22 protein-coding genes and 1 other RNA gene are annotated in these 25,472 nt (G+C 70.1%); 17 read left to right on the forward strand and 6 right to left on the reverse strand.

Translation table 11 applies throughout. The features are described from left to right. Nucleotides 1-60: 60 nt before the first annotated feature. On the reverse strand, nucleotides 61-378 hold the full coding sequence (locus AC0VYM_RS05740; RefSeq protein ID WP_475459768.1) for a hypothetical protein: 318 nt from the start codon (nucleotides 376-378) through the stop codon (nucleotides 61-63). 66 nt (nucleotides 379-444) lie between these two features. On the opposite strand from AC0VYM_RS05740, the gene AC0VYM_RS05745 reads away from it, so the two are divergent. Together AC0VYM_RS05745 and AC0VYM_RS05750 are read left to right on the forward strand one after the other, a co-directional pair. After that, nucleotides 445-1,410, forward strand: a complete 966-nt coding sequence (locus tag AC0VYM_RS05745) for a helix-turn-helix domain-containing protein (protein WP_475459770.1) — start codon at nucleotides 445-447, stop codon at nucleotides 1,408-1,410. Between the two features lie 2 nt (nucleotides 1,411-1,412). Continuing rightward, entirely contained in the window at nucleotides 1,413-1,727 is a 315-nt protein-coding gene (locus AC0VYM_RS05750) for a DUF397 domain-containing protein (protein ID WP_475459772.1), read from the forward strand. Nucleotides 1,728-1,865: 138 nt separating this feature from the next. Here the strand turns inward: AC0VYM_RS05750 and AC0VYM_RS05755 are convergent, their stop codons facing one another. Beyond that, nucleotides 1,866-2,144, reverse strand: a complete 279-nt coding sequence (locus AC0VYM_RS05755) for a hypothetical protein (RefSeq protein ID WP_475459775.1) — start codon at nucleotides 2,142-2,144, stop codon at nucleotides 1,866-1,868. A 127-nt stretch (nucleotides 2,145-2,271) separates the two neighbouring features. Here AC0VYM_RS05755 and AC0VYM_RS05760 point away from each other — a divergent pair, with 127 nt between their 5' ends. From AC0VYM_RS05760 to AC0VYM_RS05810, 11 genes are all read left to right on the forward strand, one after another. Then, nucleotides 2,272-3,018: an HAD family hydrolase gene (locus tag AC0VYM_RS05760; protein WP_475459778.1), complete on the forward strand. Its 747-nt coding sequence runs from the start codon at nucleotides 2,272-2,274 to the stop codon at nucleotides 3,016-3,018. 361 nt (nucleotides 3,019-3,379) lie between these two features. After that, complete coding sequence (locus AC0VYM_RS05765) at nucleotides 3,380-8,260, forward strand: NAD-glutamate dehydrogenase (protein WP_475459781.1); 4,881 nt, start codon at nucleotides 3,380-3,382, stop codon at nucleotides 8,258-8,260. 160 nt (nucleotides 8,261-8,420) lie between these two features. Beyond that, nucleotides 8,421-9,539: a peptide chain release factor 2 gene (prfB, locus tag AC0VYM_RS05770; RefSeq protein WP_475459783.1), complete on the forward strand. Its 1,119-nt coding sequence runs from the start codon at nucleotides 8,421-8,423 to the stop codon at nucleotides 9,537-9,539. Between the two features lie 338 nt (nucleotides 9,540-9,877). Next, nucleotides 9,878-10,567 carry a cell division ATP-binding protein FtsE gene (ftsE, locus tag AC0VYM_RS05775; protein WP_017542492.1) on the forward strand — a complete coding sequence of 230 codons (690 nt, stop codon included), beginning with the start codon at nucleotides 9,878-9,880 and terminating at the stop codon, nucleotides 10,565-10,567. Between the two features lie 85 nt (nucleotides 10,568-10,652). Continuing rightward, nucleotides 10,653-11,564 carry a permease-like cell division protein FtsX gene (gene ftsX, locus AC0VYM_RS05780; protein ID WP_475459785.1) on the forward strand — a complete coding sequence of 304 codons (912 nt, stop codon included), beginning with the start codon at nucleotides 10,653-10,655 and terminating at the stop codon, nucleotides 11,562-11,564. An 84-nt stretch (nucleotides 11,565-11,648) separates the two neighbouring features. Next, nucleotides 11,649-12,113 carry an SsrA-binding protein SmpB gene (smpB, locus tag AC0VYM_RS05785; protein WP_378743263.1) on the forward strand — a complete coding sequence of 155 codons (465 nt, stop codon included), beginning with the start codon at nucleotides 11,649-11,651 and terminating at the stop codon, nucleotides 12,111-12,113. Between the two features lie 38 nt (nucleotides 12,114-12,151). Further along, nucleotides 12,152-14,167 (forward strand): penicillin-binding transpeptidase domain-containing protein, encoded by a 2,016-nt coding sequence (locus tag AC0VYM_RS05790; protein ID WP_475459789.1) that lies wholly within the window; start codon nucleotides 12,152-12,154, stop codon nucleotides 14,165-14,167. A gap of 364 nt (nucleotides 14,168-14,531) precedes the next feature. Beyond that, nucleotides 14,532-14,903: a transfer-messenger RNA gene (ssrA, locus tag AC0VYM_RS05795) on the forward strand. A gap of 266 nt (nucleotides 14,904-15,169) precedes the next feature. Then, a complete protein-coding gene (locus AC0VYM_RS05800; protein ID WP_475459791.1) occupies nucleotides 15,170-15,898 on the forward strand; it encodes a CPBP family intramembrane glutamic endopeptidase in 729 nt (242 codons plus the stop codon). Between the two features lie 10 nt (nucleotides 15,899-15,908). Continuing rightward, on the forward strand, nucleotides 15,909-16,241 hold the full coding sequence (locus AC0VYM_RS05805; protein WP_475459794.1) for a PadR family transcriptional regulator: 333 nt from the start codon (nucleotides 15,909-15,911) through the stop codon (nucleotides 16,239-16,241). Further along, the gene (locus AC0VYM_RS05810) at nucleotides 16,238-16,963 is read left to right on the forward strand and encodes a DUF2812 domain-containing protein (protein WP_475459796.1); all 726 of its coding nucleotides are present in this window, start codon (nucleotides 16,238-16,240) and stop codon (nucleotides 16,961-16,963) included. The genes AC0VYM_RS05805 and AC0VYM_RS05810 overlap by 4 nt, the downstream gene beginning before the upstream one ends. 9 nt (nucleotides 16,964-16,972) lie before the next feature. Here AC0VYM_RS05810 and AC0VYM_RS05815 read toward each other — a convergent pair whose 3' ends face one another. The 3 genes from AC0VYM_RS05815 to nagA form a co-directional block, all read right to left on the reverse strand. Beyond that, on the reverse strand, nucleotides 16,973-17,479 hold the full coding sequence (locus AC0VYM_RS05815) for an SRPBCC family protein (protein WP_475459799.1): 507 nt from the start codon (nucleotides 17,477-17,479) through the stop codon (nucleotides 16,973-16,975). A 104-nt stretch (nucleotides 17,480-17,583) separates the two neighbouring features. Further along, a complete protein-coding gene (locus AC0VYM_RS05820) occupies nucleotides 17,584-17,892 on the reverse strand; it encodes a hypothetical protein (protein WP_475459802.1) in 309 nt (102 codons plus the stop codon). A gap of 102 nt (nucleotides 17,893-17,994) precedes the next feature. Further along, complete coding sequence (nagA, locus tag AC0VYM_RS05825) at nucleotides 17,995-19,143, reverse strand: N-acetylglucosamine-6-phosphate deacetylase (RefSeq protein WP_475459804.1); 1,149 nt, start codon at nucleotides 19,141-19,143, stop codon at nucleotides 17,995-17,997. 626 nt (nucleotides 19,144-19,769) lie between these two features. On the opposite strand from nagA, the gene AC0VYM_RS05830 reads away from it, so the two are divergent. Beyond that, a complete protein-coding gene (locus tag AC0VYM_RS05830) occupies nucleotides 19,770-20,285 on the forward strand; it encodes an NADPH-dependent FMN reductase (protein WP_475459807.1) in 516 nt (171 codons plus the stop codon). A gap of 24 nt (nucleotides 20,286-20,309) precedes the next feature. On the opposite strand, the gene AC0VYM_RS05835 is transcribed toward AC0VYM_RS05830, so the two are convergent. Beyond that, a complete protein-coding gene (locus AC0VYM_RS05835; RefSeq protein WP_475459808.1) occupies nucleotides 20,310-21,236 on the reverse strand; it encodes a hypothetical protein in 927 nt (308 codons plus the stop codon). Between the two features lie 183 nt (nucleotides 21,237-21,419). Here AC0VYM_RS05835 and AC0VYM_RS05840 point away from each other — a divergent pair, with 183 nt between their 5' ends. From AC0VYM_RS05840 to AC0VYM_RS05850, 3 genes are read left to right on the forward strand one after another with little or no spacing between them, the layout of a single operon-like run. Then, nucleotides 21,420-23,276, forward strand: a complete 1,857-nt coding sequence (locus AC0VYM_RS05840; protein WP_475459811.1) for an SGNH/GDSL hydrolase family protein — start codon at nucleotides 21,420-21,422, stop codon at nucleotides 23,274-23,276. Next, nucleotides 23,276-25,177, forward strand: a complete 1,902-nt coding sequence (locus tag AC0VYM_RS05845) for an MmpA family trehalose lipid delivery protein (RefSeq protein WP_475459813.1) — start codon at nucleotides 23,276-23,278, stop codon at nucleotides 25,175-25,177. The genes AC0VYM_RS05840 and AC0VYM_RS05845 overlap by 1 nt, the downstream gene beginning before the upstream one ends. Next, entirely contained in the window at nucleotides 25,174-25,314 is a 141-nt protein-coding gene (locus AC0VYM_RS05850) for a hypothetical protein (protein WP_017542507.1), read from the forward strand. The genes AC0VYM_RS05845 and AC0VYM_RS05850 overlap by 4 nt, the downstream gene beginning before the upstream one ends. Nucleotides 25,315-25,472: the final 158 nt, after the last annotated feature.

The following is a 25,472-nucleotide window of genomic DNA, read 5'->3' on the forward strand; positions in this document are numbered from 1 at the left end:
CGTGCGGATGGGCGGCGCCGCGTGACGAATGCGGCGCCGCCCAACGGCACGGAGGGGGCTCTAGCGGACGAGGTAGCTCACCCGCCTCGTCTCGATGACACTCGCCCCTTCGGGCAGGCCGCCCTCGTCGTCGCCCTCCAGGAGGACGCGCATCCAGATGTCGCTGTCCTTCCGGTAGGGGTTCAACCGGTCGAGCCGTTCCCAGAAGCTGTGCCCGATCGCGACACAGGAGCACGCACAGGTCTGGGTGTTGTAGCTCGGAGTCAGCGGCGAGATCCGCCCCGCCAGCGGGATCCCGTCCTCATCGGGCTCACCGCCCCGGATGATCTGGATGACCTCGGTGTACAGCTCGACATCAGGCACGAAGGTTGACGCCATGGAGTCAGCTCCCTACGTAGAGGAGGCGACACCCGGTATGGGTGTCCCACTGGCTCCAGTATGCTTGTGTTCAGACACAATCTCAAGGTGTTCATTGTGTTTGATCTAAAAAACCTGCCGGGAGTGTTCACCACTACGATTCAGACCCAAAGGTTCGGTCTGGAAGGGGTTTCCGTGACTGGTGGACACTCGCCTGGCGTACGGCGCCGTCGCCTGTCGGCCGCACTCAAACGGCTGCGGGCGAACAGCGGCATGTCCGCCGCTCAGGTGACGGCAGAGCTGGGATGGTCCTCTGCCACCAAGTTGACGCGTGCTGAGCGCAACGAGTGGAAGTATCCGAAGCGCTCCGAGGTGGAAGCCCTGCTCGATCTCTACGGGGTGGAGGGAGACGACCGGGCGCACCTTCTCAGTCTGACTGAGGAGGCTCGCGGACGCAGCGATTGGCACAAGTACGCTGACCTCTTCCCGGGGGCTCTGCCTGACCTGGAGGCCGAAGCGGTCCGAATTCGAACGTACGAGGTGGTAGTGGTGCCGGGACTGCTACAGACACCGGAATACGCCTCGGCTGTGTCTCAGGCGAGTCAGATAGTTCCGCCAGACCAGCTTGAGCGCAAGGTGGAATCTCGGATGGCGCGACGATCTGTGCTGGACGCACCTGATGGACCGCGCCTGACCGCTGTCATCGATGAGGCTGCCCTACGCAAAGTAGTTGGGTCTCACGTAGTGATGGCGGAACAGTTGCGCTTCCTCGCAGGTATGGCTGCGCATTACAGGGTGACCGTGCTTGCCCTGCCTGATGAGATTGGGGCCCACCCTGCAATCGATGGGGCCTTCGCCTTGTACGATTTTCCAAGGCCGGAGCCGGGAATCGTATCCATCACGACCGGTGTGGAGACGCTGTACGTCGAAGATGGAGACTACTTCGACCGACACGCGCTGATTTTCGATGCCGTCCAAAACCTGGCGCTGGACCCTCAGGGTTCTCTCGACCTGATTGAATCCATCGCCGCCGAGCACGACAAGCGAGCCTGATCATGTTGCTGGAGTTCCGCAAGTCCTCCTACTCATCCGCCCAGGAGAACTGTGTCGAGGTCGCGCCCATCCTCACCTTCCGCAAGTCCTCCTACTCCACTGGTCACGAGAACTGCGTCGAGGTGGCCCAGGTCGCTCCGACCTTCCGCAAGTCCTCCTACTCCACCTCCCAGGAAAACTGCGTCGAGGTCGCGGACCTGCCCACCGGTGCTGCCATCCGTGACTCCAAGAACCCCGACCACGGTTTCCTGCCGATCGGGGCCGCCGAGTGGACTGCCTTCGCACAGTTGATCGCCGCACGTCCCTCGCACCTCTGAGGTTCCCGTTTCAGCGTCCCGGCCCTGACCCGGGCTGGGACGCCGTCGCGCGTCATTCCTGGCCTGGGACGGGGCTCCTTGCCCGGATGCCTGCCGGATCACGAACGGTGGCCTCGCCTCTGCGGGGCGGCGTTGGGTTCAGCCGCCGCCGTCGCCTCCTCCGTCACCGCCGTCGCCGCTGCTGCCCGTGCCGCCCCCGCCGCCACCACCACCGCTCCCGCCGTCGGAGTCCCAGTCCAGCCACGCGTTGAGGGCGGCGAACGCCAGCACCGTCCCCGAGACGAGGAGCACCAGGGGCCCGAGCGCGGCACCGTCGCCGTCCAAGACCCGGTGCAGGAGTCCCATCCCGAAGTAGAGCACCAGGAACATTCCGCCGATCAGGGCCGCCGTCAGGGCGAGCACGCCTTTGCCGTCCACGGGGCCTCCAGGGGGCGCGGGGACCATCACGGTACGCCTCGGTGAGGGCCCTGAGCGGAGAGTGGCCCCATCCGGCCAGCAGCCGGGTTCGGACTCCGTTTCCTCCCTGAATCGCCCATCCGGCACAATGGTGGCGTCCCCGAACCCCGACGCCGAGGAGTCAGCCATCAGCCGCCTGGTGCTATGGAACATCGACCTCACCCTCCTCGACGTGGGACAGGTCATGCGGGCCGCCTACGCCGAGGCCTTCGAAAAGGTCACCGGCGAACCGCTGGTCTACCTGACCTCCGCTTCGGGGCGCACGGACTCCGAGATGTTCTTCGAGTTCTGCGCCCGCAACTACGTCGAGCTCGAACCCGACTCCGAGGTCCTGGGCGACTTCCTCGCCGCGTTGGAGGCCTCCTTCGCGGCCCGCCACGAACAGCTCCTGGCCAAGGGGCGGGTCATGCCCGGTGCCGCCGCCTCCCTGGCGGCCGTGGCCGCGCTGCCGGACACCGTGCAGACCGTGGTGAGCGGCAGCACCCGGGCCAACGCCACCGCCAAGCTGGTGGCCTTCGGCCTGGACACCCACCTCAACCTCGCGGTGGGCGGGTTCGGCTCCGTCAACTACCCCAAGTCCAGCCTGATCCAGTCCATCAGGCTGCACGCCTCCGGTGAGGGCGGCCGGGCCTACTCCGAGGACGAGACGGTGTTCGTCACCGGCTCCGCCCCGGACGTGCGCGCGGCGATGATCGGCGGGGCGATCCCCGTCGCGGTGCTCAACGGATCCACGACCGAGGGCCAGCTCCGGGAGGCCGGAGCGCAGATCGTGCTCCCGGACCTGAGCGACCCCAGGGCCGTGATGAGCGCCGTCCACCAGGCCACGACGCGGTGACCGCACCGGGCACGCGGGTGCTCCGGTGTCCGCCGCAATCCAGGTCTTACAGTGCGTAATCGTGCTGTAACGGTGTTGGTCCTGTTCTCCTGCGCGAAAAGCAGTAGCCTGGGGTCCGTCCCCACTTCGTGGGGGCAGAGGCCGGGACAATGACGTCCCGACCTCGTTTGACGCCACCTGTGCGCACAGGTACCAATCCAACCAACGCCCTCGTGGGATCCTTGCGGCCCAAGGACCTCACGAGAATTCACATGACAGCCACAGAAGTTCACAGGTCGCCTGACGAGCCACACACGTCACATGACCGGGTGTCCTCTACTGCGCTCGTGCGACGTTGCTCACAAAGGAGTGAGAGATCCCTATGTCCGGGCAATCCGACGTCATCCTCCAGAAGCTGCTCAAGGACGCGGCCTCCCGGTGGAGTCCGGGGGACCGACTGAGCCCCGAGGCCGCCGACGCGGTCCGCGCCTTCCTTCCCCTCTACTACCGCCACACGGACCCGGAGGAGATCAGCGGGCGCAGCCCCGAGCAGATCTGCGGGACCGCCGAGGCCCACCAGGCCTTCGGAGCCGAGCGGGCGCCGGGCCGGGCCAAGGTCCGCGTCTACACGCCGACCCTCGAACACGACGGCTGGGAACAGCAGACCAGCATCGTCGAGATCGTCACGGACAACGCGCCCTTCCTCGTCTCCTCCGTGACCATGGCCCTCAGCGACCTTGGTGCCGGGGTGCGGCTGATCATCCACCCGCAGATGACCGTGGGACGTGACCTGTCCGGCCGCCTGGTGGAGATCGACCCGGAGATCGGCGGCGACGGCCTGCTGCCCATCGACGAGTCGTGGATGCACATCGAGATCGACCGGCAGAGCGACCCCGGGCGCGTCAAGGAGATCACCACCCGGCTGGAGCGCGTCCTCAACGACGTCCGCTACGCCGACGAGGACTCCGCCAAGATGAGCGACCGGGTCATCCGGATCGCCGACGAGCTCTCCGCCTACCCGGACCGCCTGGTGGCCGGTGGCGTCGACCCCCGCGAGATCGGGGAGAGCGTCGACTTCCTGCGCTGGATCGCCTCGCGCCACTTCACCTTCATGGGCTACCGCGAGTACGCCCTCGTGACCGACGAGAACGGCGACGACTCGCTGCGCCCCGAGCCCGGCAGCGGCCTCGGCATCCTGCGCATGGACCCGTCCGCCTCCACCCGGTTCTCGGCGCTGCCCCCGGAGATCCGCGGCAAGGCCCGCGAGCCCTACCTGCTGGTGCTCACCAAGGCCAACTCCCGCGCCACCGTCTACCGGCCCAAGTACCTGGACTACGTCAGCGTCAAGAAGTTCGACGCCCAGGGCAACATCGTCGGGGAGCGCCGCTTCCTCGGCCTGTTCTCGTCCCAGGCCAACACCAGCAGCATCGCCCAGATCCCGATCCTGCGCCGCAAACAGGCCGAGGTCCTGGCCCTGGCCGGGTTCGAGGCCGACAGCTACGACGGCAAGGACCTGATCGAACTCCTGGAGACCTTCCCGCGCGAGGAACTCCTCCAGATCCCCGTGGGCGAGCTCTACAGCATCGTGCGCGGCGTGCTCCGGCTGCGCGACCGCCGCGGCACCAAGCTGTTCATGCGCCGCGACCCGTACGGCGGCCGCTACATGTCCTGCTTCGTGTACATGCCGCGCGACGAGTACAGCACCCAGGTGCGCCTCGACATCCAGAAGGTCCTGGCCGACGCCTTCCACGGCGCCACCATGGACCACAACGTGATGATCGGCGCCGCCCCGCTGGCCCGCCTCTACCTGGTGGCCCGCGCACAGAGCGGCCAGACCCTCGCGGACATCGACCAGGTCGCGCTGGAGGAGAAGGTCCGCCAGGCGGCCCGCTCCTGGGACGCCGACTTCGACGACGCGCTCGTCAACGAGTTCGGCCCCACCCGCGCCACCACGCTCAAGGAGCGCTACGGCCCCGGGCTCACCGAGGCCTACAAGATCGACAACGACCCCACGGTCGCCGCCAGGGACATCTTCCGCATCGAGGAGCTGCTCCAGCGCACCTCCTCCGAGGACCGCGAGGGCGAGTTCTCGGCCAGCCTCTACCAGCCCGAGGGGGCCGCCCCCGGGACCTGGCGCTTCCGCCTGGCCCGGATCGGACAGCCCATCTCGCTCTCCCAGGTCCTGCCGGTCCTGGAGCACCTGGGCGTGGAGGTCGTGGACGAGCTGCCCTACGACATCACCGTCGGCGGGGTGGGCCGGGTCTGGATCTACGACTTCGGCCTGGGCCCGCTGGAGGCCTCCGAGCTCTCCCCGAGCCGCCTGAAGGCCCTCTTCGAGGACGCCTTCGACGCCTCCTGGCGCGACCTCGGTGAGTCCGACCGGTTCAACGCCCTGGTCGTGCGCGCCGGACTCGACTGGCGCCAGCTCACCGTGCTGCGCGCCTACGCCAAGTACCTGCGCCAGACCGGATCGACCTTCACCCCCGACTACCTGGCCGACGTCCTCGTCGCCAACGTCGGGATCGCCAACCTGCTGGTGGAGCTCTTCGAGGCCCGCTTCGACCCCGACCAGGCCGACGAGGGACGCGCCGAGCGCGGCGACGTGATCGTCGGCAAGATCGAGGGCGAGCTGGACGGCGTGGCCAGCCTGGACCACGACCGCATCCTGCGCTCGTTCCTGGCGGTCATCCAGGCCACCCTGCGCACCAACCACTACCAGGGCGGCTCCGAGGGGCGCCCCTACCTGGTGCTCAAGCTCAACCCGCAGGAGATCCCGGACCTGCCCAACCCGCGGCCCCGGTTCGAGATGTACGTGTACTCGCCGCGCGTCGAGGGCGTCCACCTGCGCTTCGGCTCCGTCGCCCGGGGCGGCCTGCGCTGGTCGGACCGGTTCGAGGACTTCCGCACGGAGATCCTCGGCCTGGTCAAGGCGCAGATGGTGAAGAACTCCGTCATCGTGCCGAGCGGTGCCAAGGGCGGGTTCGTCTGCAAGCGCCTGCCCGCCGGGGGCGGCCGTGAGGAGGTCATGGCCGAGGTCGTGTCCTGCTACAAGCAGTTCATCAGCGGCCTGCTGGACGTCACCGACAACCTCGTCGACGGCCGGGTCGTGCACCCGGAGCGCACCGTCCTGCACGACGGCGACGACTCCTACCTGGTGGTCGCCGCCGACAAGGGCACCGCGACCTTCTCCGACACCGCCAACGCGATCTCCAACGAACGCGGCTTCTGGCTGGGCGACGCCTTCGCCAGCGGCGGCTCCGTGGGCTACGACCACAAGGCCATGGGCATCACCGCCCGGGGCGCGTGGGAGTCGGTGAAGTACAACTTCCGCGAGATGGGCGTCAACGTCCAGGAGGAGCCCTTCACCGTCGTCGGCATCGGTGACATGTCCGGTGACGTGTTCGGCAACGGCATGCTGCTGTCCCGCAAGATCAAACTGGTGGCCGCCTTCGACCACCGGCACGTGTTCCTCGACCCCGACCCGGACCCGGCCGCGTCGTGGGCCGAGCGCGAGCGCGTGTTCCGCCTGCCGCGCAGCACCTGGGAGAGCTACGACCCGTCGCTGATCTCCGAGGGCGGCGGCGTGTACCCGCGCACCGCCAAGTCCGTCCCGATCACCCCGCAGGTCCGCGAGGTCCTGGGGATCGACGAGGGCGTCTCGGCGCTCACCCCGGACGAGCTCATCCGGTGCGTGCTCACCTCGCCGGTGGACCTGCTGTGGAACGGCGGGATCGGCACCTACGTCAAGGCCAGCGGCCAGACCCACGCGGACGCGGGCGACAAGGCCAACGACCAGGTGCGCGTGGACGCCACCGAGCTGCGCGTGAAGGTGGTCGGTGAGGGCGGAAACCTGGGCCTGACCCAGCCCGCCCGTATCGAGTTCGCCCGCGAGGGCGGCCGGGTCAACAGTGACTTCATCGACAACTCCGCCGGTGTGGACACCTCCGACCACGAGGTCAACATCAAGATCATGCTGGACCGCGAGGTGCGGTCCGGCGAGATGGCCAAGGCCGACCGCGACCAGCTGTTCATCGACATGACCGACGAGGTCGCGTCGCTGGTCCTGGACAACAACTACTCCCAGAACGCCGTCCTGGCCGCCGCGCGCAAGCAGACCCACGAGATGCTGCACGTCCACGGCCGCTACATGCGTCACCTGGAGCGGACCAGGGTCCTCAAGCGCAAGCAGGAGGACCTGCCCTCCGACAAGGCGATCGCGGAGCGGCGGGCCCAGGGCAAGGGGCTGACCGGCCCCGAGTTCGCCACGCTGCTCTCCTACACCAAGATCAGCCTCAAGGAGCAGATCGGGCTGTCCGACCTGGCCGACGACCCGTACCTGGCGTCGACCCTGACGGACTACTTCCCGACCCCGCTGCGGCTGGACCGCTTCGCGGCCGGTGTGCAGTCGCACCCGCTGCGCCGGGAGATCATCGTCAACCAGGTGACCAACCAGATGGTCAACCGGTCGGGGACGACCTTCGCGTTCCGCCTCAACGAGGAGCTGGGCTCCAGCGCGGCGGACATCGCCCGCGCCTACCTGGTCACGCAGGAGATCCTGGGCCTGCGCCAGTACTGGGGCGAGATCGAGGAGCTGGACCACCAGATCTCGGTCGACAGCCAGCTGGTGCTGCTGCTGGAGATCCGCAAGCTGGCCGAGCGCTCCGCCCGGTGGCTGCTGCGCAACCGGACCTTCCCGTTCGACCTCGCCAGCGAGATCGGCTTCTTCGCGGAGGGCGTCGGCGAGGTGCTGCCGCAGCTCCGGGAGCTGCTGCGCGGACGCGACCTGGAGGCCTTCGAGGAGCGCCGCGACCGGTACGTCTCGCTGGGCGTGCCCTCGGACCTCGCGGAGCGCGTCGCCGTGATGGTCCCGGCCTACTCCACGCTGGACCTGGTGGAGATCGCGCACCGCACGGGCCAGCCGGCCGGGCGGGTCGCCAGCCTCTACTTCGAGCTGGCCGACCGGTTCAACATCAGCTGGTGGCGCGAGCGGATCATCGACCTGCCCCGGGACGACCGCTGGGGCACGATGGCCCGTTCGGCGCTGCGCGACGACCTGTACTCGGCGCACGCGGACCTCACCAGCCGCGTGCTGGAGGCGGGCGGCGAGGGCTCCAACGAGGAGCTGATCGCCCAGTGGTCCGAGCAGAACGAGGCCTCGGTGCAGCGCGCCGGGATCACGCTCTCGGAGATCCAGGAGAACGAGCGCTTCGACCTCGCCACCCTCTCGGTGGCCCTGCGGTCGATCCGCTCGCTGGTCGACTAGCCGACTGAGCACCTGAGGGGCGTCCGGACCACCGGGCGCCCCTTCGGCGTGTCCGGGGCGGATCCGCCCGGGGGCCGGGGACGGTGACGGTGGACTCTCCGGGCGGGTCCGCCGGGCACGGATGGGGGGCGCCCTCCCGCTGGGACCTACACTGGGTCCCGTGGCAGAACTGGACCCAGCAGAGAAAATCAAGGAACTCGCGGCGACCCTGGCGAGTGTGACCGCCGTGTTGGACCTGGAGGCGATGCAGACCCAGATCGCCGAACTGCGCGAGCAGTCCGCGGACCCCGAACTGTGGGCCGACCAGGCCAACGCGCAGAAGGTGACGCGCCAGCTCTCCAGCCTGGAGTCCATGGTCAACAAGGTCAACGGCATCGGACAGCGCCTCGACGACCTCGGGGTGCTCTACGAGCTCGCCGAGGGCGAGGACGACCCCGACACCAAGGCCGAGGCCGACCGTGAGCTCGAGCAGCTCCGCAAGGAGATCGGTGAGCTGGAGGTGCGCACGCTCCTCAACGGGCCGCACGACGAGAGCGAAGCGATCGTCACCATCAACTCCCAGGCCGGCGGCGTCGACGCGGCCGACTGGGCGCAGATGCTCCAGCGCATGTACCTGCGCTGGGCGGAGCGGCACGGCTACCCCACGGACGTCTACGAGACCTCCTACGCGGAGGAGGCGGGCATCAAGTCCACCTCGTTCGCGGTCAAGGCCCCCTTCGCGTACGGCACCCTGCGGGGCGAGCACGGCACCCACCGGTTGGTGCGCATCTCGCCGTTCGACAACCAGAACCGGCGCCAGACGTCGTTCGCGGGCGTGGACGTCGTCCCGATGGTGGAGCAGAGCGACCACATCGAGATCGACGAGACCGAGCTGCGCGTGGACGTGTACCGCTCCAGCGGCCCCGGCGGCCAGGGCGTCAACACGACCGACTCGGCCGTGCGCATCACCCACATGCCCACGGGCATCGTGGTCTCCTGCCAGAACGAGCGCTCGCAGTTGCAGAACAAGGCGACCGCGATGTCGATGCTCCAGGCCAAGCTCCTGGCCCGCAAGCGCGAGGAGGAGCAGGCCGCGCTGGACGAGATCCGCGGTGACTCGGTGAGCAGCTGGGGAACCCAGATGCGCAACTACGTCCTGCACCCGTACCAGAGCGTGAAGGACGTGCGCACCGGCGCCGAGACCGGCAACACCTCCGGTGTCCTCGACGGCGAGATCGACGCGTTCATCGACGCCGAGATCCGGTGGATGCGCAGCCGGGAGAAGAACGAACAGAACTGACCCGTGGCGTCCCCGCCCGAGCGGCGGGGACACGCCCGGTCGTACGAGTGGAACCAGGAGCGGTCGAACCCGCTCCGTAGCCCAACGGTGACGCTCACGACTCCGCAGTTTTACCGAAACTGCTATATGTGAACGTTATCATCGGTTGACACCTCCGATATGCTCGTGGCTGTTGTCCGATAGTGCTCTGATCTCCACGGATCTCTCGGGTGCGACAGGACCTGGACAATCCGGGCCCCTGCCCCCTCTAAACTGTCGGTGGCCATGCGGCCGGTACGATCCCGCGCGGAGCTCAGTCCGCCGGGTGCCCATACCTTCGAGAGCCTTGTGATGCGCCTGTGATCCACTTCGATAACGTCACCAAGCTGTACCCAACTCAGAAGCGCCCCGCGCTCGACGGTGTTTCCATCGACGTGGACAAGAGCGAGTTCGTCTTCCTGGTCGGCCCGTCCGGCTCCGGCAAGTCGACCTTCCTCAGGCTGGTGCTCAAGGAGGAGAAGCCCAACGAGGGACGGGTGCACGTCGCGGGCAAGGACCTCGCGCGCCTGTCCAACTGGAAGGTCCCGCACCTGCGCCGCCGCATCGGCTGCGTCTTCCAGGACTTCCGCCTGCTGCCGAACAAGAACGTCTTCGAGAACGTCGCCTTCGCCCTGGAGGTCATCGGCAAGCCCCGGCGGTTCATCAAGAAGGTCGTCCCCGAGGTCGTCGAGCTCGTGGGCCTCGAAGGCAAGGCCGGGCGCATGCCCGGGGAGCTCTCCGGTGGTGAGCAGCAGCGCGTGGCCATCGCCCGCGCCTTCGTCAACCGCCCGCAGATCCTGCTGGCCGACGAGCCCACCGGAAACATCGACCCGGCGACCTCCATCGGCATCATGAAGGTGCTGGACCGAATCAACCGCACGGGCACGACCGTCGTCATGGCGACGCACGACGCCGCCATCGTCGACTCGATGCGCAAGCGCGTGATCGAGCTTGAAGAGGGCTTGGTGGTGCGCGACCAGACGCGCGGCGTCTACGGCCAGGCGTACTGACCCCTGGCACGCTCGTCGCCGGGCGGTCGGCGACCGCGAGACCACCGGCACGGCGAAGCCCCGAAGGATGGACCTTTAACAGATCATGCGAGCACAATTCGTTCTCTCCGAGACGTGGATCGGCCTACGTCGCAACCTGACGATGACCATCGCGGTCATCACGACCGTGGCCATCTCACTCGCCTTGTTCGGTGCCGGTCTGCTGGTCAACCAGCAGGTCTCCGAGATGCGCAACTACTGGGACCAGCGGATCACGCTGACCATCTACATGTGCAACGACATCTCACCGACCGCCGCCTGCCAGGAGAACGGCGCGGCGACCGAGGAGGACCGCGAGGCCCTTGAGGCGCAGCTGAACTCGCTGCCCGAGGTCGAGGACTTCCGGTACCTCACCGCAGCCGAGGCCTGGGCCGACTTCCAGGAGCGCATCGGCTCCTCCAACGAGGCCCTCGCGGAGGCCGCGCAGGAGGGTGACATCCCGGAGAACTACCGGGTGCAGCTCACCAACCCCGACAACTACGACACCGTGCGCGCGGCCGTCGACGGGGCCGCCGGTGTCGACTCCGTCTCCAACGACCAGCGCGTCCTCGAACAGTTCTTCGGACTGCTCGACGGTCTCAAGTGGGCCGCTCTGGTGGTCGCCGGTGTGCAGCTGGCCGCCGCCGCGCTGCTGATCGGCAACACCATCCGGCTGTCGGCCTACAGCCGTCGCCGGGAGACCGGCATCATGCGCCTGGTCGGCGCGTCGAACTTCTACATCCAGCTGCCCTTCCTCCTGGAGGGCGCCATCGCCGGTCTCATCGGTGGTGTCATCGCGTCCGGGTTCATCGTGGCCACGAGGTACACGCTGCTCACCCAGATCGAGGAGTGGTTCCAGTTCGACGTGGCACTGGGCACGGGCTCGCTGCTGTACGTCATCGGAGTCTCGATGATCCTCGGTGTGCTCCTGTGCACCGTGACCTCGTTCCTCACCCTGCGCCGCTACCTGAAGGTCTGACGGGTCACCGCCGGATTCAGGGCGGGCGCCGGGTACCGGGGGGCCACACGACGTGGCCCCCCGGACGCATGAAGGGATACAACCGTGGCCAAGGAAACCGGGCGGAAACTGATCGCCCAGAACCGCCGCGCCCGGCACGAGTACCACCTCGACGAGACCTACGAGGCGGGGCTGGTCCTGACCGGTACCGAGGTGAAGTCCCTGAGAGAGGGACGCGCCTCCCTCGTGGACGGCTTCGCGCACATCCACGACGGCGAGGTGTGGCTGGAAGCCGTGCACATCCCGGAGTACTCACAGGGCACCTGGACCAACCACTCGGCCCGCAGATCACGTAAGCTACTCCTGCACCGCGAGCAGATCTCCCGGCTGATCGGCAAGACCCGGGAGCCCGGGCGCACGCTGATCCCGCTCTCCCTGTACTTCAGTGACGGGCGGGCCAAGGTGGAGATCGCTCTGGCTCGCGGTAAGCGTGAGTACGACAAGCGCCATGCCATCGCCGAACGCGAAGCCAAGCGTGACATGGAGCGCGCGCTTCGCCGTCGGCGTTGAGCTGTCCCACACTGAGGCGCCTGAAAGGAACACACAAGGTGTCCCCCCGTCCCCTCGGCCGCAGGATCGCGGCCGCCAGCAGTGGCCTGATCGTCGCCCTGAGTCTCGCGGCGTGCACGACCCACCCCAGTCCGGAGGTGGCAGTCAGGTCCTTCCTGCTCGCCTGGCAGGACGGGAACCACGCCGAGGCCGCCAGGTACACCACCGGTGACCCGGAGGAGGTCGAGCGGGCCCTGACCGAGGTCCACGACCAGCTCGACCTCGCCTCCATCCGGTTCGACCTCGGCCGGATCTCCACGGAGGGCGGGTCCGCGAGCGCCGAGTTCGGCGCCACCGCGGACCTCGGCATCGGTGACCCGGTGTGGAACTACACCGGGCGGATGTCGCTGACCAACGGCCCCACCGGCTGGGTCATCGACTGGTCCCCGAGCGTCATCCACCCCGACCTCTCCGAGGGCGAGCGCCTCGCCGTCAGCTACGAGATCAAGGACCGGGGCCAGATCCTCGACCGGTCCGGTGAACCCCTCGTCTCCGCCGACAGCGTCACCGCCTTCGGTGTGCTGCCCGCCGACATGGAGGACAAGGAAGCGGGCGTCACGGAGCTCGCGGAGCTCCTCGACGAGGACCCCGACCCGCTGCTCAACCGGGTGCGCTCCGCCCCGCCCGAGCAGTTCCAGCCGCTGGTCCTCATGCGCGACGCGGACAGCGCCCTCCTGAGCGAGGCCTCCAGCATCTCCGGTGTCGACACCCAGGAGGTCGAGGTCAACCTGTCACCGACGGTGGCCCCGTTCGTCCTCGGAGAGGTCGCGGGCACGTCGGAGCACCGGGTCTCCTCCCGTGTCGCGGGCGCCTACCAGGCGGGCGACACCGTGGGTCTGAGCGGCCTCCAGAACATCTTCCAGCAGGAGCTGGCCGGCACCGCCACCACACAGGTGGTCAGCCTGGGCGAGGACGGCGACCAGACCGACGTCCTGGAGTCCTGGGAGGGCGTGCGCAGCGGCGGCATCGAGACCACCCTGGACCTGGCCACCCAGCACGCCGCGCAGAACGCGCTGGAGTCGCTGCCCGGCGACGGCTACCTCGTCGCGGTGGACACCACCAACGGAGAGGTCCTGGCGGCCGCCAACGCCTCCGGCAGCACGGCCGACGACGCTGCCTTCACCGGGTCCTACGCGCCCGGCGGCACCTTCACCATGGTCTCGGCCCTGGCCGCGCTGGAGGCCGGGGCGGTCACGGCGGACAGTGCCATGCCCTGCGGGTTCCAGTCCGAGGTGGGCGACCAGGTGTTCACCAACCCCAGCAACGGCTTCCTCGCCGAGAACCCCACGCTGGTCCGCAACATGACCTACATGTGCACCGTCGGGTTCGTCGACATCGCGTCCGAGGTCGGCGCCGACACGCTCACCGACGTCTCCGCGCAGCTCGGCCTGGGCGCCGACTGGCAGCTGCCGCTGCCCGTCTCCCCGGGGACCGTGGACATCGCGGACGGCGACGCGGAACTGGCCTCCGCCATGATCGGTGACCACGGGGTCCAGGTGAGCCCGCTCTCCATGGCCCTGGCGGCCGGGGCCATCGCCGACGGTTCCTGGCACGGCCCGACCCTCGTCCGCGAGGAGGGGCCCAGCCCGGCCAACGCCAACGAGCTCGACGAGACCAACCTGGAGGTCGTCCGGGAGGGGCTGCGCGACGCGGTCACCCTCCGGATCCCCGAGGTGAACGTCGGCGAGGAGCAGGTGTACGGCCAGGCGGCCCGCACCGAGCAGGACGGCACCGCGCTGCACTGGTTCGTGGGCTACCAGGGGGACGTCGCCTTCGCGGTCCTCGCCGAGGTCGACCCCGAGATGAGCCAGTGGCAGCAGTACGCCGTCACCTCCGCGACCAGCTTCCTCAACGGGCTGGCCAACGGTGCCGTCCCCGGTGCCGAGGGCGTGCCCGGTACCGAGGGAGTCCCCGGAGCCGAGGGGGCGCCCGGTACCGAGGGTGTGCCCGGCGAGGAGTCCGCGCCGCCGGAGGGCCTGGGCACCGAGGCGGAGGCCGACCTCACCGGCCAGTGAGAACTCGGATCGAGGACGCCGCCGGAGCAACCCACGGGTGCTCCGGCGGCGTCTTTCCCTGTGACTGGTGCCGCGACAGGGGTAGCGGGCCAGCGTGAGAGGCAGGACCTCGTCTCTGGGGAGGCCCTGTCGCCTTTCAAGGTCGGCCCAACCCAGGCCGACCGCCCCCGTGAGCCGCGTCGACCGCTCTGGAGTCCGCCTCACGGGGGTTTCTCCCTGCCCGGGGGAATCCCCCGCCGTCACGGGGAATCAGCTTGGTCCCCACACCGTTCAACAGGTAGAGTGACGATCACGCGAGTGCTCGTTCACTCGCTTGTCGGCCGCCCGGAACCCTCGGGTGACAGGTGGTCTTGACAACTTCACAGGGGGTGATCGGTTTCGACTTTGGTAGCCGTTCCAGGGGAAGCGGGTCGAGGGTTGTGTTTGTGACCTCGTTAATCCTGCATTCGCGTAAATTCAAGTGCCAATTCCAAGCGCACTGAGTTCGCTCTCGCTGCCTAAGCGATAGCGACTCTGTCGGCCCGGGCTCGTCATCGGCTCGGGATCCGGCACCATTTAGATGACTCACCGCTCAGATCAGGCCACGGGGCCTGAGCGGGACATTTTCGTGGCTGGGCCCGTCAGCGATGTGTCTGTACAAGCGCTGGGGCCGAGTAGAACGACACTACAGACTGCACCCGGAGAAGCCCTGGCTCGATGCTGAAGGACGCGGGTTCGATTCCCGCCACCTCCACCTGTTTCGAAGGCGGCCCTGTTCGCGTGTTCACGCGCGAGCAGGGCCGCCTTCGTCGTTTCTTCGGGGGATTCCCCCGTCTCCTCTCTGATGTGTAGTCGCGGGTGCTCGCGCCCAAGCGCCCCGTGGTCCGGGGGCCTCTGGCCCCTCCCCGCGGGGCGCTTCGTCATGCCCGGGACGTGTCGGTGGGCACCGCATGGCTACATAGGTTGCGATCCTAACTAGGTTGCTTTACCGTCTAGGTAGATCAACCGATGGAGGTGGCACCCATGCCGATCGAGCTCGACGTCCCGGTCTTCTCACCCGCGGCACTCGTCATCGCGGGGCTGGTCTTCGCCTACCTGCTCGTGGTCGAGCCGCTGTGGGGCAAGCGCGTGTTCGAGGTGCTCAAGCGGGACCGGGACAGTGATCCGGGCCTGTACCTGCGGTTCTTCGGTACCGGGATGGCGGTCTTCTGGGGGCTGACGGGGCTCACGGCCCTGGCCGTCCTGCTCTCACCCGGAGTCGCATGGGCCCACCTGGGGCTGCACGGGGACGTGGACTGGGGGACCGTCGCCGGGATGCTGGTCGGCTTCGCGATCGCGGCGGTGCTGGTCACCCTGCTCGCCCGTGGGAAGGCGATGCCGGTCTCCCCGACACTGGACCCCATGCTGCCGCGCACCGCCCGTGAACGCTGGTGCGCCGTCGGTACCTCGGTCACGGCCGGGGTGTGCGAGGAGATCATCTTCCGGGGACTGCTCATCGCGGTCGGCGTCTCCCTGGGACTGCCCCTGTACGCGGCCGCGGGCCTGGCCCTGGTGGTCTTCACCCTCGCGCACCTGTACCAGGGTGTGAGGGACATGCTGTTGGTCGGCCTGCTGGGCCTCGCCCTCACCTACCTGTACCTGAGCACCGGCAACCTGATCGCGCCGATCCTCGTGCACGTCCTGGTCGACCTGCGCGCGCTGCTGCTCACCCCGAGGCCCGAGCGGTCCGGGCACCCCGCCCCCGTGGTCTGAAGGAGAACGGATGGATCGTCGATCGAGCTGGTTGAAGGGTGTCCTGGACCTACTGGTCCTGGCCGGTCTCACGGAGGGCGAGAGCTACGGCTACGCCCTGGCGGCCCGGCTGGACGAGGCCGGGTTCGGCCGGATCAAGGGCGGGACCCTGTATCCGGTGCTGAACCGGCTGGAGGAGGCGGGCCTCGTCGTCGCGGAGTTCCGCGCGGCGGAGAAGGGGCCGGGACGGCGCTACTACCAACTGACCGACCAGGGCCGCGCGGTCCTGGCCGAACAGGGCGCCGCCTGGCTGGAGTTCGACGCGTCGGTGCGTGAGGTACTGGGGAAGGGCGGCATCGGATGAGCTACCTGGAAGAGCTGACGACCCTGCTGCGGGCCCGCGGCGTGGCTGAGGAGCGGGTCCGGGAGACGGTCGACGACCTCGCGGCCTTCGTCGCCGAGAGCGGTGTGGACCCGGAGGAGGAGTTCGGTCCGGTCGCGGAGTTCGCGGACGACCTCGGGGGAGAGGACGTCGAGGCCGGGCCCGAGGCCCTGGTGTGGGGCGCGGACTCCTTCGCGGCCCAGGGTCGGATGAACGAGCTGGGTGCCCAGGGCTGGGAGATCGTCCGGCTGGACCGGCAGGGCCGGTTCGTGAGCCACCGGGAGGAGCCCCCGCAGGCCTGGGAGTACCGACAGGAGTCGGCGCTCGGGCGCGGGGAGCGGGAGCGGATGGCGCGGCGGCTGGCCCCGGAGGGCTGGGAGCCGTGCGGGCACTACCTGACCCACGCCTACTTCAAGCGGGCGCGGGCGGCCGTGGTCGGGCCGGAGGCGGTGCTGGAGGAGCGCCCCGAACCCTCGGGGAGGCGCTTCTTCTGGGGCCTGCCGGGCGTGGCGGTGACCGGGTTCTTCCTGGCGGTGCTGGTGGTCTCGCTGTTCAGCCTCGGGAGGACCCTGTGGGAGGGAGACGCCGCCGACCGGGTGGCGACCCTGCTGGGCGCGGTGGTGGGCGGAGCGGTGGGTCTGGCGGCCATGGTCGTCGTGGTCTGGCTCGCCTTCAAGCTGTTGGCGAGGATCAGGAACCGCTGACCGCGCGGGTCAGCGGACTTCGGTCAGTGAACCGAAGTGGTTTCGGGTGTCCCTCACCAGGGAGGCGAGCAGGGTCTCGGTGAGGGGCCTCCCCAGTTGGACCGCGCTGTCCAGGCCCTTCCAGGGGGCGAAGGCGAACGACCACACGAGCTTGCTGCCGACGTCGAAGGGGAGCACGTGGTAGTCCTCCGCGAAGGCGCTGAACAGGGGGAGGGTGGCCTCGGTGGCGTGGAACGACTTGCGCCGCTCGGCCTCGTCCCAGCGGAAGAACTCCTCCCGGATCCGGTACGTGCCGAGGACGCTGGCCTCCCGGGTGGTGCCCACGCCGTAGGGCGCCTCGGAGGTGTGGAGCACCTCGGGCAGGGCCCGGCACCAGGACAGCGGCCGGGACGAGGTGAGGCCCGCCCAGACCTCGTCGGGGGAGGCCGCGAGCTCCAGACCCACCCGCCAGCGCATGGGCGCGGTCTCGAAGAAGGTCTCGTCGACGGGGTCGAGCCCGTAGCGGAAGGCGGTCACGGGAGGTCCTTTGCGTCCGGGGGCACCTCTGGCGAAGGTACCAAGCCCTCGGGAAACGCCTGACGGGGGCGGTACCCGTCGGCATCGCCCCCGTCGGTCGTCGCCTACTCCTTGGTGGCCCCGACGAGCCACGCCACCTTGTGGGCGGTCAGCGACACGCTGCCGCTGTTGCCCAGGTGGACCCCGAACGAGGCGATGAACGCGAAGTCGTGCTCGCGGCGCTCGCAGATCACGTCCTCGACCGCGTAGACCGAGGCGGGGTTGCGCACCCGCAGGCAGAGGTCGGGTTCGTCCACCACCTCCGCCTGGACCTCGTAGCGGGTCAGCTCGCCGGCGAGCTTGCCGAGGTGTTCGCGTTCCTCGGAGGGCACGCGGGTCGGCTGCTGGTCGTTGGCCTGTCTCGACTGAGCCATGGTGGTTCCTTTCGTGTCAGGCACGGTGCTTTCCTCGACGCCCTGTCCGTAATTGTCGCTCAGGGTCAAGTTACTAATCCGTACCGTGCTCACGACACGCCGTTAGAACACCGAAGTGTCCGAAATCCAGCCGCCACGGTACATCACCGAGGAGACCGCGAGGTCGTCGTCGAGGACGAGGAGGTCGGCGTGGCCCCCGACCTCGATCCGGCCCGTGTCGGCCAGGCCCAGGGCGGTGGCGGGCACGGAGGAGGCCGACCGGATCGCGTCCGCCTCGGGCACCCCCAGGGCCACCGTGTTCCGGACCGCCTGGGGGAGGACGATCGTGCTGGAGGCGATCGCGCCGTTCTCCACCAGCCTGGCCTCGCCGTCCTGGACCCGGACCCGGAGGTCGCCCAGGGTGTACTCGCCGTCGCCCAGACCGGTCGCGGACATCGCGTCGGTCACCAGCGAGACGCGCTCCGGTCCCGCCGCGTCGAACACCAGCCGGGCCGCGCCCGGGTGGACGTGCACGTTGTCCAGGATCAGCTCGACCGTCACCCGCTCGTCGCCCAGGACCGCGGCGATGGGACCCGGGTCGCGGTGGTTCAGGGGGCGCATCGCGTTGTAGACGTGCGTGGCCACGGTCGCCCCCGCGTCGATCGCGGCGAGGGTCTGCTCGAAGCTGGCCTCGGTGTGGCCCACCGCCGCCACCACGCCGACGGAGCGCGCGGCGCGGATCAGGTCCAGCGCGCCGGGCAGCTCGGGCGCCACCGTGACCATGCGGACGTGGCCGCGGCCCGCGTCGATCCAGGCGTCGAACTCCTTGGTGTCGGGGTCGCGCAGCAGTTCGGGGTCGTGCGCCCCGCACTTGGAGCGCGCGATGAAGGGGCCCTCCAGGTAGATCCCGGCCAGTTCCCCCGCGTCGCACAGTTCCGCCAGCGCGGAGACCTGGCGCAGCGTGTTCTCGGGGGTGGCCGCGACCAGCCCGCCGACCAGGGAGGTCACCCCGGACCTGCGGTTGAAGGCGACGATCTCCCGCACGCCCTCCGGGTCGGCCTCGGGGAACGCGTGCCCCGCCCCGCCGTGGATGTGGGTGTCGACCAGCCCCGGCGCGACCAGTCGTCCGCCGACGTCGTGCCGTTCTCCGGGGCCGGGGTCGCCCGTGCCGAGCTCGCTGACCCGGCCGTTCTCGATCCGGATCCAGCCTTCGTGGGTGCCGTCGGCCGTGATGGCGCGCGCGCCGGTGAGGGTGAGGGGTGTCTGGGCCATGTCTGGGCCTTCCCTGTGTCTGGGGGGTACCGCCGTGGGGCGGGGAGTCGGGCGTCGTGTGTCGTAAATTACATTTCCGTGAACGGGCGGTTCGCCGGGGGTCGTGCGCACCCTCCGGGCCGTCGCGTATCCCCAGCGGAGCAGGGTGATCCCGCTCCCTGGGACGGTTGTCCGCGAGGTGGACCGGCCCACGCGGAGCCCGACACCCCCGAAGGAGGGGTGGCGGCACGCATTGACGATAGCGGCCGACGCGCCTCATGATGGAGACATGTCCGCCGGTGAGCTGCTTGTCCAGCGCCTGCATGTCGACTTGAGACAGCAGGCGAGCGCGCTCTGTCGTAGCTAGCGCCTTGCGGGGCCCCGCCCCGCCACGGTTCTGACCGTGCCCCCGTGCCTTACGCAGACACCGGACGCTCATGACTCCCACCTGGGTCCCGGACCATCTCTCCCGGTCCGTGTGAGCACCCCCGACTGGACCACCGCACACGAGTCCCGGACGACGAGGTCCCGCTCGGTCGAGGTCCACGAGGAACAGCGGTTCCCCTCCGGTGTCTTCCGATCACCGCCCCCCGCGTTCCTTCCGGTCGATCCCGGCTCGCTCTGACCGAACCCAGGAGTTCTCCGCCATGACTCGCTTCACTGTGCTCGTCGCCGCCCCCCAGACCCACTCCTCCGTGCACACCGCCGCGCTGCGCGCCGCCGCCGAGGTCGCCACCCGCGCCGGGGTCACCTCGACGCCCGAGATCATCGACCTGGCCGCGATCGGCCAGGACCTGCTGGCCGAGTCCGCCGACTCGGTGACCGAGGCCCTGGAGCGGGTGAGCCGGAGCGACGTGCTCCTGGTGGCCTCCCCCCAGGTCCACGGCACCTACACGGGGCTGCTCAAGGTCTTCCTGGACCGGCTGCCCGAACTCGGCCTGGGCCACACCGTCGCGGTGCCGCTGGCCGTCGTCGACGACCTGCGCAACAGCCACGGCATCGAGGAGGACCTGCGCATCCTCCTGGCCGACCTGGGCGCCTGGGTGGCCGAGCCGGGCCTCATCCTGGCCTCGGACGAGACCCACAGCCCCGAGAGCGTCGTGCGCGCCTGGGCCGACGTGGCCGCCCCGGGTCTGCGCCAGGCCGTCTCCGTCGCCGCCTAGGGAACGCCGGTGGTCCGGGCGGGGTCAGCTCCGTCCGGGCCTTTCCGTTCCGTTGGGGGTCGGCTCCCCGCGCAGCCTGCTGGTGTCGGCCTCCGCCTGGGCCACGTTGCCGCGCACCAGGACCACCACGACCAGGGTCAGCGCGAACCCGCCGACCCGCAGCGCCAGCGTGAGCGGGTCCTCGGGCAGCTGCTCACCGAAGAGCAGCGTGCCGACCACCACCACGAAGACGTTGCCGACCACGTTCGACACCGGTGCCGTGATGGAGGCCCGGGAGCGCTGGAGCGAGGTCTGGAAGAGCACGATCCCCACCGCCCAGCCCAACGCGTACAGGTAGGGGAAGGGCGAGAGCAGGGCGGGCACGATCGCGGCCAGGAACCCGTTGTCGGCCAGCAGGCCGCCCAGCCCCTTGCCCTGGAGTCCGGCGCTGCCCTGCGCGAGCCCGGCCGCCGCGCCCATGGCGGCCGCCGACACGTACCTGCCCCGGCCGCCCACGAACCTCATCACGGCCACGCACGCCACGACGGTGACCACGCTGACGGCCACCAGCAGCGGGGTGTTCGCGGTGGTCCCGGTCTCGGTGCCGTCCACGGTGGACAGGCTGAGCAGCCCGAGGGCGACCGGCATGACCCCGAGCGCCACGTACTCGCCCCGGGTGATCCGCTCGCCCCGCACCAGCGTGACGATCAGCAGGGTGGTGGCCACACCGGCGGCGAAGGCGGGCTGGGCCACGGACACGGGGGCCAGGCCCAGGGAGACGATCAGGCCCACGCTGCCCAGGGCGGCGAAGGCGCAGCCGAACACCCACCTCGGGTTACCCAGCAGTACCCTGGCCAGGTGGAGGGGCCGGTTGATCGAGATCGACTCGGAGCCGTGCAGCGCGCGCTGTTCCACGGTCAGGCCGATCGTGTAGACCAGCGCGGAGAGCAGCGCGACCAGGAGTCCGATCACGGTGGGGGGCCTTTCGGCTCGGTGCCGCTGGACCCGGCTGGGCCAGAAGGTTGACGGCATCCATATAACCAGTTCTAGTCTTGTCTGGCGAGCGACTGCCCCCTGGTTGCCTGACTAGCGGGATTGTTGCTCCGGTGCTGAACAGGAACCTGTAGCTATCGCGGCGGCGAGAGATGGGGCACGGTGCAGGACCCGGGCGAGGACGCCACCCCCGAGCAGCGCGACCCCGACGAGCGGGAACCCGGCGCCGACCACCACGTCCCGGCCGAGACGGGCCGGAACCGGTGGTCGCCGCGCGCCCCGTACTGGCTGACCGCCGACCACTGGCGTGACCGCGACTGGCGCGACCTCGTGGTGTGGCGCCGCCCCGGCTCCCGGTTCGAACCGGGCCCGCTCGGCCTGCTCGGCGTCATGCTCTCGGCCATGGCGGTCACCATGCTGCTCCTCCAGACCGGGTCCGGCGGGCTCGACGGGGGCCAGGACACCGGCGACGGCGCCCCCGTCCCGGTGCCCGGCCCGCCCGACGGCGAACTGCGCATCATGATGGTGGGCGACGCCGCGACCCAGGGCAGCAGCGGTGACCACACCTGGCGCTACCACCTGTGGTCCCACCTGTCCCGGCAGGACGTGGAGTTCGACTTCGTCGGGCCCAGCGACGACATGTACTCCCTCGACTCCGAGGAACCCGGGGACCTCAGCTACGCCGAGCCCGACTTCGACACCGACCACGCGGCGCGCTGGGGCGCCACCGCGCAGGAGCTGTCCTCCGACATCGCGCAGGTCGCCGTCGAGCACGACCCCCAGTACCTGCTGATGCTCGCCGGGACCGAGGACATCCTCGCCGGGGGCGGGGCGGACCAGGCGCTCGACGGCGTGGCCGAGACCGTCTCCACGGTGCGGGTCGTGCTGGACGACGCCCGCTTCGTGGTGGGCGAGCTCCCCGAGGTGGACGGCACCGACGACGACCGCCGGGTCAACGACGAGATCGCCCGCTTCAACATGGGGCTGGTCGACCTCGCCGGTCAGCTCACCTCCGCCACCTCGCCCGTGGTCGTCGCGCAGGTCGCCCGTGAGTACGCGCCCGCCTTCGACAACTGGGACGCCACCCACCCCAACGTGCGCGGGGAGCTCAAGATCGCCGCCGCGTTCGCGGACGCGCTGGCCGCGCCGCTGGGGGTGGGGGAGGGGTTCCCGCGACCCCTGCCCGAGCTCTCCGCCGGTCCGCTGACCGCGCCGGAGCCGGAGTACGAGGAGACCGACGACGGCCTGCTGCTGAGTTGGAAGAACGTGCCGGGGGCCACCGACTACCGCGTGGTGCAGCGCCGGGTGGAACCGGACCCCGACGACGCCGGGGTGATCCCCGCCGACGTCGAGAGCGACGAGGACGACCGGTTCGTGGTGGTCGGGTCGCTCTTCAGCGGTGCCCGCTACGAGTTCGTCGTGCGCCCGTTCAAGGGGCGCGACGAGGGCACCGAGTCCGAACCCCTCCAACTGGTGTGGGACGACGAGCCCCCGCCCGCGCCGTCCTGGGTCCGGGTGCACGACGGCGGCACCCTGGTGACGTGGGAGGACGTGGCGGAGGCCGGGCACTATGAGGTGTGGCTCCGGCAGCTGGAGTGCGTCCCGGACCAGCGGTCCCTCTCCCGTGCCCGCCGTGTGTCCACCACCCCGCGCGACCTGGTCGGGCCCCGTCCGGGGAACCCGTCCACCGACGACCAGGAGGTCCCCGGAGGCACCGAGCCGGGGGTCGAGGAGCCGGGGCCGACCCCGACACAGCGTCCGGAACCGCCCCGCGTCGAACCCGAACCCGCCCCCGACCCCGAACCGTCCGTCCCGGCGGCCCCCGAGCCGCGCGAGTCCTGCGCGCCCCCGGACGGGCGGGGTCCCGGTACCGGTGACGGTTGGCGCACCCTGGGCTCCGTCGGTGAGCAGCCGCGCTGGGCGGCGTCGGTGTCCGGTCCCTACGAGATCGCGATCCGTGCCCACCGGGACTACGTGGAGGGCGGCTACTCCGACAGCGTCGTCCTCTCGGAACGCTGATGCGGACCGCCGCGCGGGTGACGGCCGGGCTCCTGCCCTGGCTGGTGGGCCTGATCGCCGGGGTGCTCGCGCTGGGCCCCGCCCTCGGCCCGGGGTACGTGCTGCGGTACGACATGCTCTTCGTCCCCGGGCTCTCGCTGCCCACGGTGCTGGCGGGCGCGGACGGCTTCCCGAGGGCGATCCCGAGCGACGCGGTGGTGGCGGCCCTGTCCCTCGTGCTCCCCGGGGACACGGTGCAGGCGCTCGCCCTGCTGGCGGTGTTCACGGTGGGCGGCGCGGGCGCCTTCCGGCTCCTGGTCCGCCTGGTGCCCGGAGCGTCGCCGGGTGACGGCCGCGTGCTGGCGGCCGGGGCCGCCGCCGGGGTCCTCTACGTGTGGAACCCCTTCGTGGCGGAGCGCCTGCTGCTGGGGCAGTGGGCGATGCTGTTGGGCTACGCGGGCCTGCCGTGGGTGCTGTGGGCGGTGACGCGGCTGGCGTCGGACCGTCCGGGCGCGGGGCTGGCCGGGGTGGTCCGCGCGCTGGTCCCGGCGGCGATCGGCGGGTTCTCCTCGGTGGTGCTGAGCGCGCTCACCGCCGGACCGCAGGTGCTGGCCGGGCCCCGCCGCTGGCGGAACGCGGCCCTGTTCGCGCTGGCGCTGGTCCTGGTGTCGCTGCCGTGGCTGCTGCCGTCCCTGACCAGCGGCGCCGTCACGGACCCGGCCGGGGTGGAGGCCTTCGCGGCGCGCTCGGACACCCCCTTCGGCGCGCTGGGGTCGCTGCTCCTGCTGGGCGGGGTGTGGAACTCGGGGGCGGTGCCGCCCGGCTACGGGGAACCGGTGACCGCCACGGCCCGGGCGCTGGTGTGCGCGGTGTCCCTGGCGGGCTGGGTCTGGTGGCTGCGGCGGGCCCGTCCGGCGGTGGGCGTCGGACTGTCGGTGTCGGCGGCGGTGGGTTTCGGAGTCGCGCTCCTCGGGGTCTCCGCTCCGGGGCGGGAGTTCCTGGCCGCGCTGATCGACCTGTGGCCCGGGTTCGGTCCGCTCCGTGACGGCCAGCTGTACCTGGCGCCGCTCTCGCTCGTGCAGGCGCTGGGGGCGGGCGCCGTGGTGCTGTGGCTGCTGCGGGCCCTACCCGACGGCGGAGGAGGGCGCGCGGATCGCGCGGGAGCCTCCGGGACGGGGGAACCCTCGGGGGGTTCCGAGATCCCGCTGTGGCGGGTGGTGGGTGCGGTGCTGGTGGTACTGGCGCCCGTGGCGGTGTTGCCGGGACTGCTGTGGGGCGCGGGAGGACGGCTGACGCCGGTCGAGTACCCACGGGAGTGGCTGGCGGCCCGGGAGGCGGTGGCCGCCGACGACCGGCCGGGTGCGGTGCTGGTCCTGCCCTGGAGCGCCTACCGGGGACCGGAGTGGTCCGGCGGACCCGTGGTCGTGCTCGACCCGGCGACGAAGCTCTTCGACCGGCGCACGATCTGGAACGACGACCTCAGCGTGGGCACGGCCGGCGGCGGTCGGGTCGTGGTGACCGGCGAGGACGCCCGCGCCCGGGAGGCCGCGCGGCTGCTCGACCCCGATCCCGCGACCGGCCTGCCGGGGGAGCGGTGGCTGTCCGACCCCGACGCCCTGGCGGAGCTCCTGGGTGGTCTCGGGGTCCGCTTCGTGGTCGTGTCGGCACCGGTCGATAACCGGTTCTGGTCTGGGGCGGAGTCCCTTTCCCCGGTGGTCGAGGGTGCCGATCTGACCCTTCTGGAAGTGGATGACCAGCACATCAGGGCAGACAAAGACCCTTTGTCGGGGTTGGAAGTTACCAGCGGGTTAGTTACAGTTGGGGCAATCATCTGGTCTATGGCTAGATCAGGTTCTAGTCTCGGGTTCCAGCGTCCCCAACCAAGAACGGAGCGGGGCGCGCGGAAGGAGATCCCCAAGTGATCAAGGTAATCGCCGCCTGCGTGATCGGCGCGGCTCTGGCGGGGGGTGCCACCGTGGTGGCCACCAACCTCGCCACCGAGTCCACCGCGACCGCGGAACCGGTGAACGAAACCCTCTACAACTACGGCGACCGCTAGGCGGCCGTTCTTGCCGAGGTAGGCGGGCGCCCCGCCGCCAGCGGGGCGCCCGCCCCGCCCCCTCACGGTCGCACCCCTCGTGACCGCCCATCCCCAATGACGTCCGGTCGACGGGCCCGTTCGGCGTGCGCTCGACGCTTCCCCCGAGCGCTCGCTCA

The organism is Nocardiopsis sp. iso_237 (assembly GCF_056173345.1).

Excerpts from the sequence above, each read along its gene's own strand:
- AC0VYM_RS05740 (WP_475459768.1), bottom strand. The coding sequence starts at position 378 with ATGGCGTCAACCTTCGTGCCTGATGTCGAGCTGTACACCGAGGTCATC.
- AC0VYM_RS05750 (WP_475459772.1), top strand. The coding sequence starts at position 1,413 with ATGTTGCTGGAGTTCCGCAAGTCCTCCTACTCATCCGCCCAGGAGAAC.
- AC0VYM_RS05760 (WP_475459778.1), top strand. The coding sequence starts at position 2,272 with ATGGTGGCGTCCCCGAACCCCGACGCCGAGGAGTCAGCCATCAGCCGC.
- AC0VYM_RS05765 (WP_475459781.1), top strand. The coding sequence starts at position 3,380 with ATGTCCGGGCAATCCGACGTCATCCTCCAGAAGCTGCTCAAGGACGCG.
- ftsX (WP_475459785.1), top strand. The coding sequence starts at position 10,653 with ATGCGAGCACAATTCGTTCTCTCCGAGACGTGGATCGGCCTACGTCGC.
- AC0VYM_RS05800 (WP_475459791.1), top strand. The coding sequence starts at position 15,170 with ATGCCGATCGAGCTCGACGTCCCGGTCTTCTCACCCGCGGCACTCGTC.
- AC0VYM_RS05805 (WP_475459794.1), top strand. The coding sequence starts at position 15,909 with ATGGATCGTCGATCGAGCTGGTTGAAGGGTGTCCTGGACCTACTGGTC.
- AC0VYM_RS05810 (WP_475459796.1), top strand. The coding sequence starts at position 16,238 with ATGAGCTACCTGGAAGAGCTGACGACCCTGCTGCGGGCCCGCGGCGTG.
- AC0VYM_RS05820 (WP_475459802.1), bottom strand. The coding sequence starts at position 17,892 with ATGGCTCAGTCGAGACAGGCCAACGACCAGCAGCCGACCCGCGTGCCC.
- nagA (WP_475459804.1), bottom strand. The coding sequence starts at position 19,143 with ATGGCCCAGACACCCCTCACCCTCACCGGCGCGCGCGCCATCACGGCC.
- AC0VYM_RS05830 (WP_475459807.1), top strand. The coding sequence starts at position 19,770 with ATGACTCGCTTCACTGTGCTCGTCGCCGCCCCCCAGACCCACTCCTCC.
- AC0VYM_RS05845 (WP_475459813.1), top strand. The coding sequence starts at position 23,276 with ATGCGGACCGCCGCGCGGGTGACGGCCGGGCTCCTGCCCTGGCTGGTG.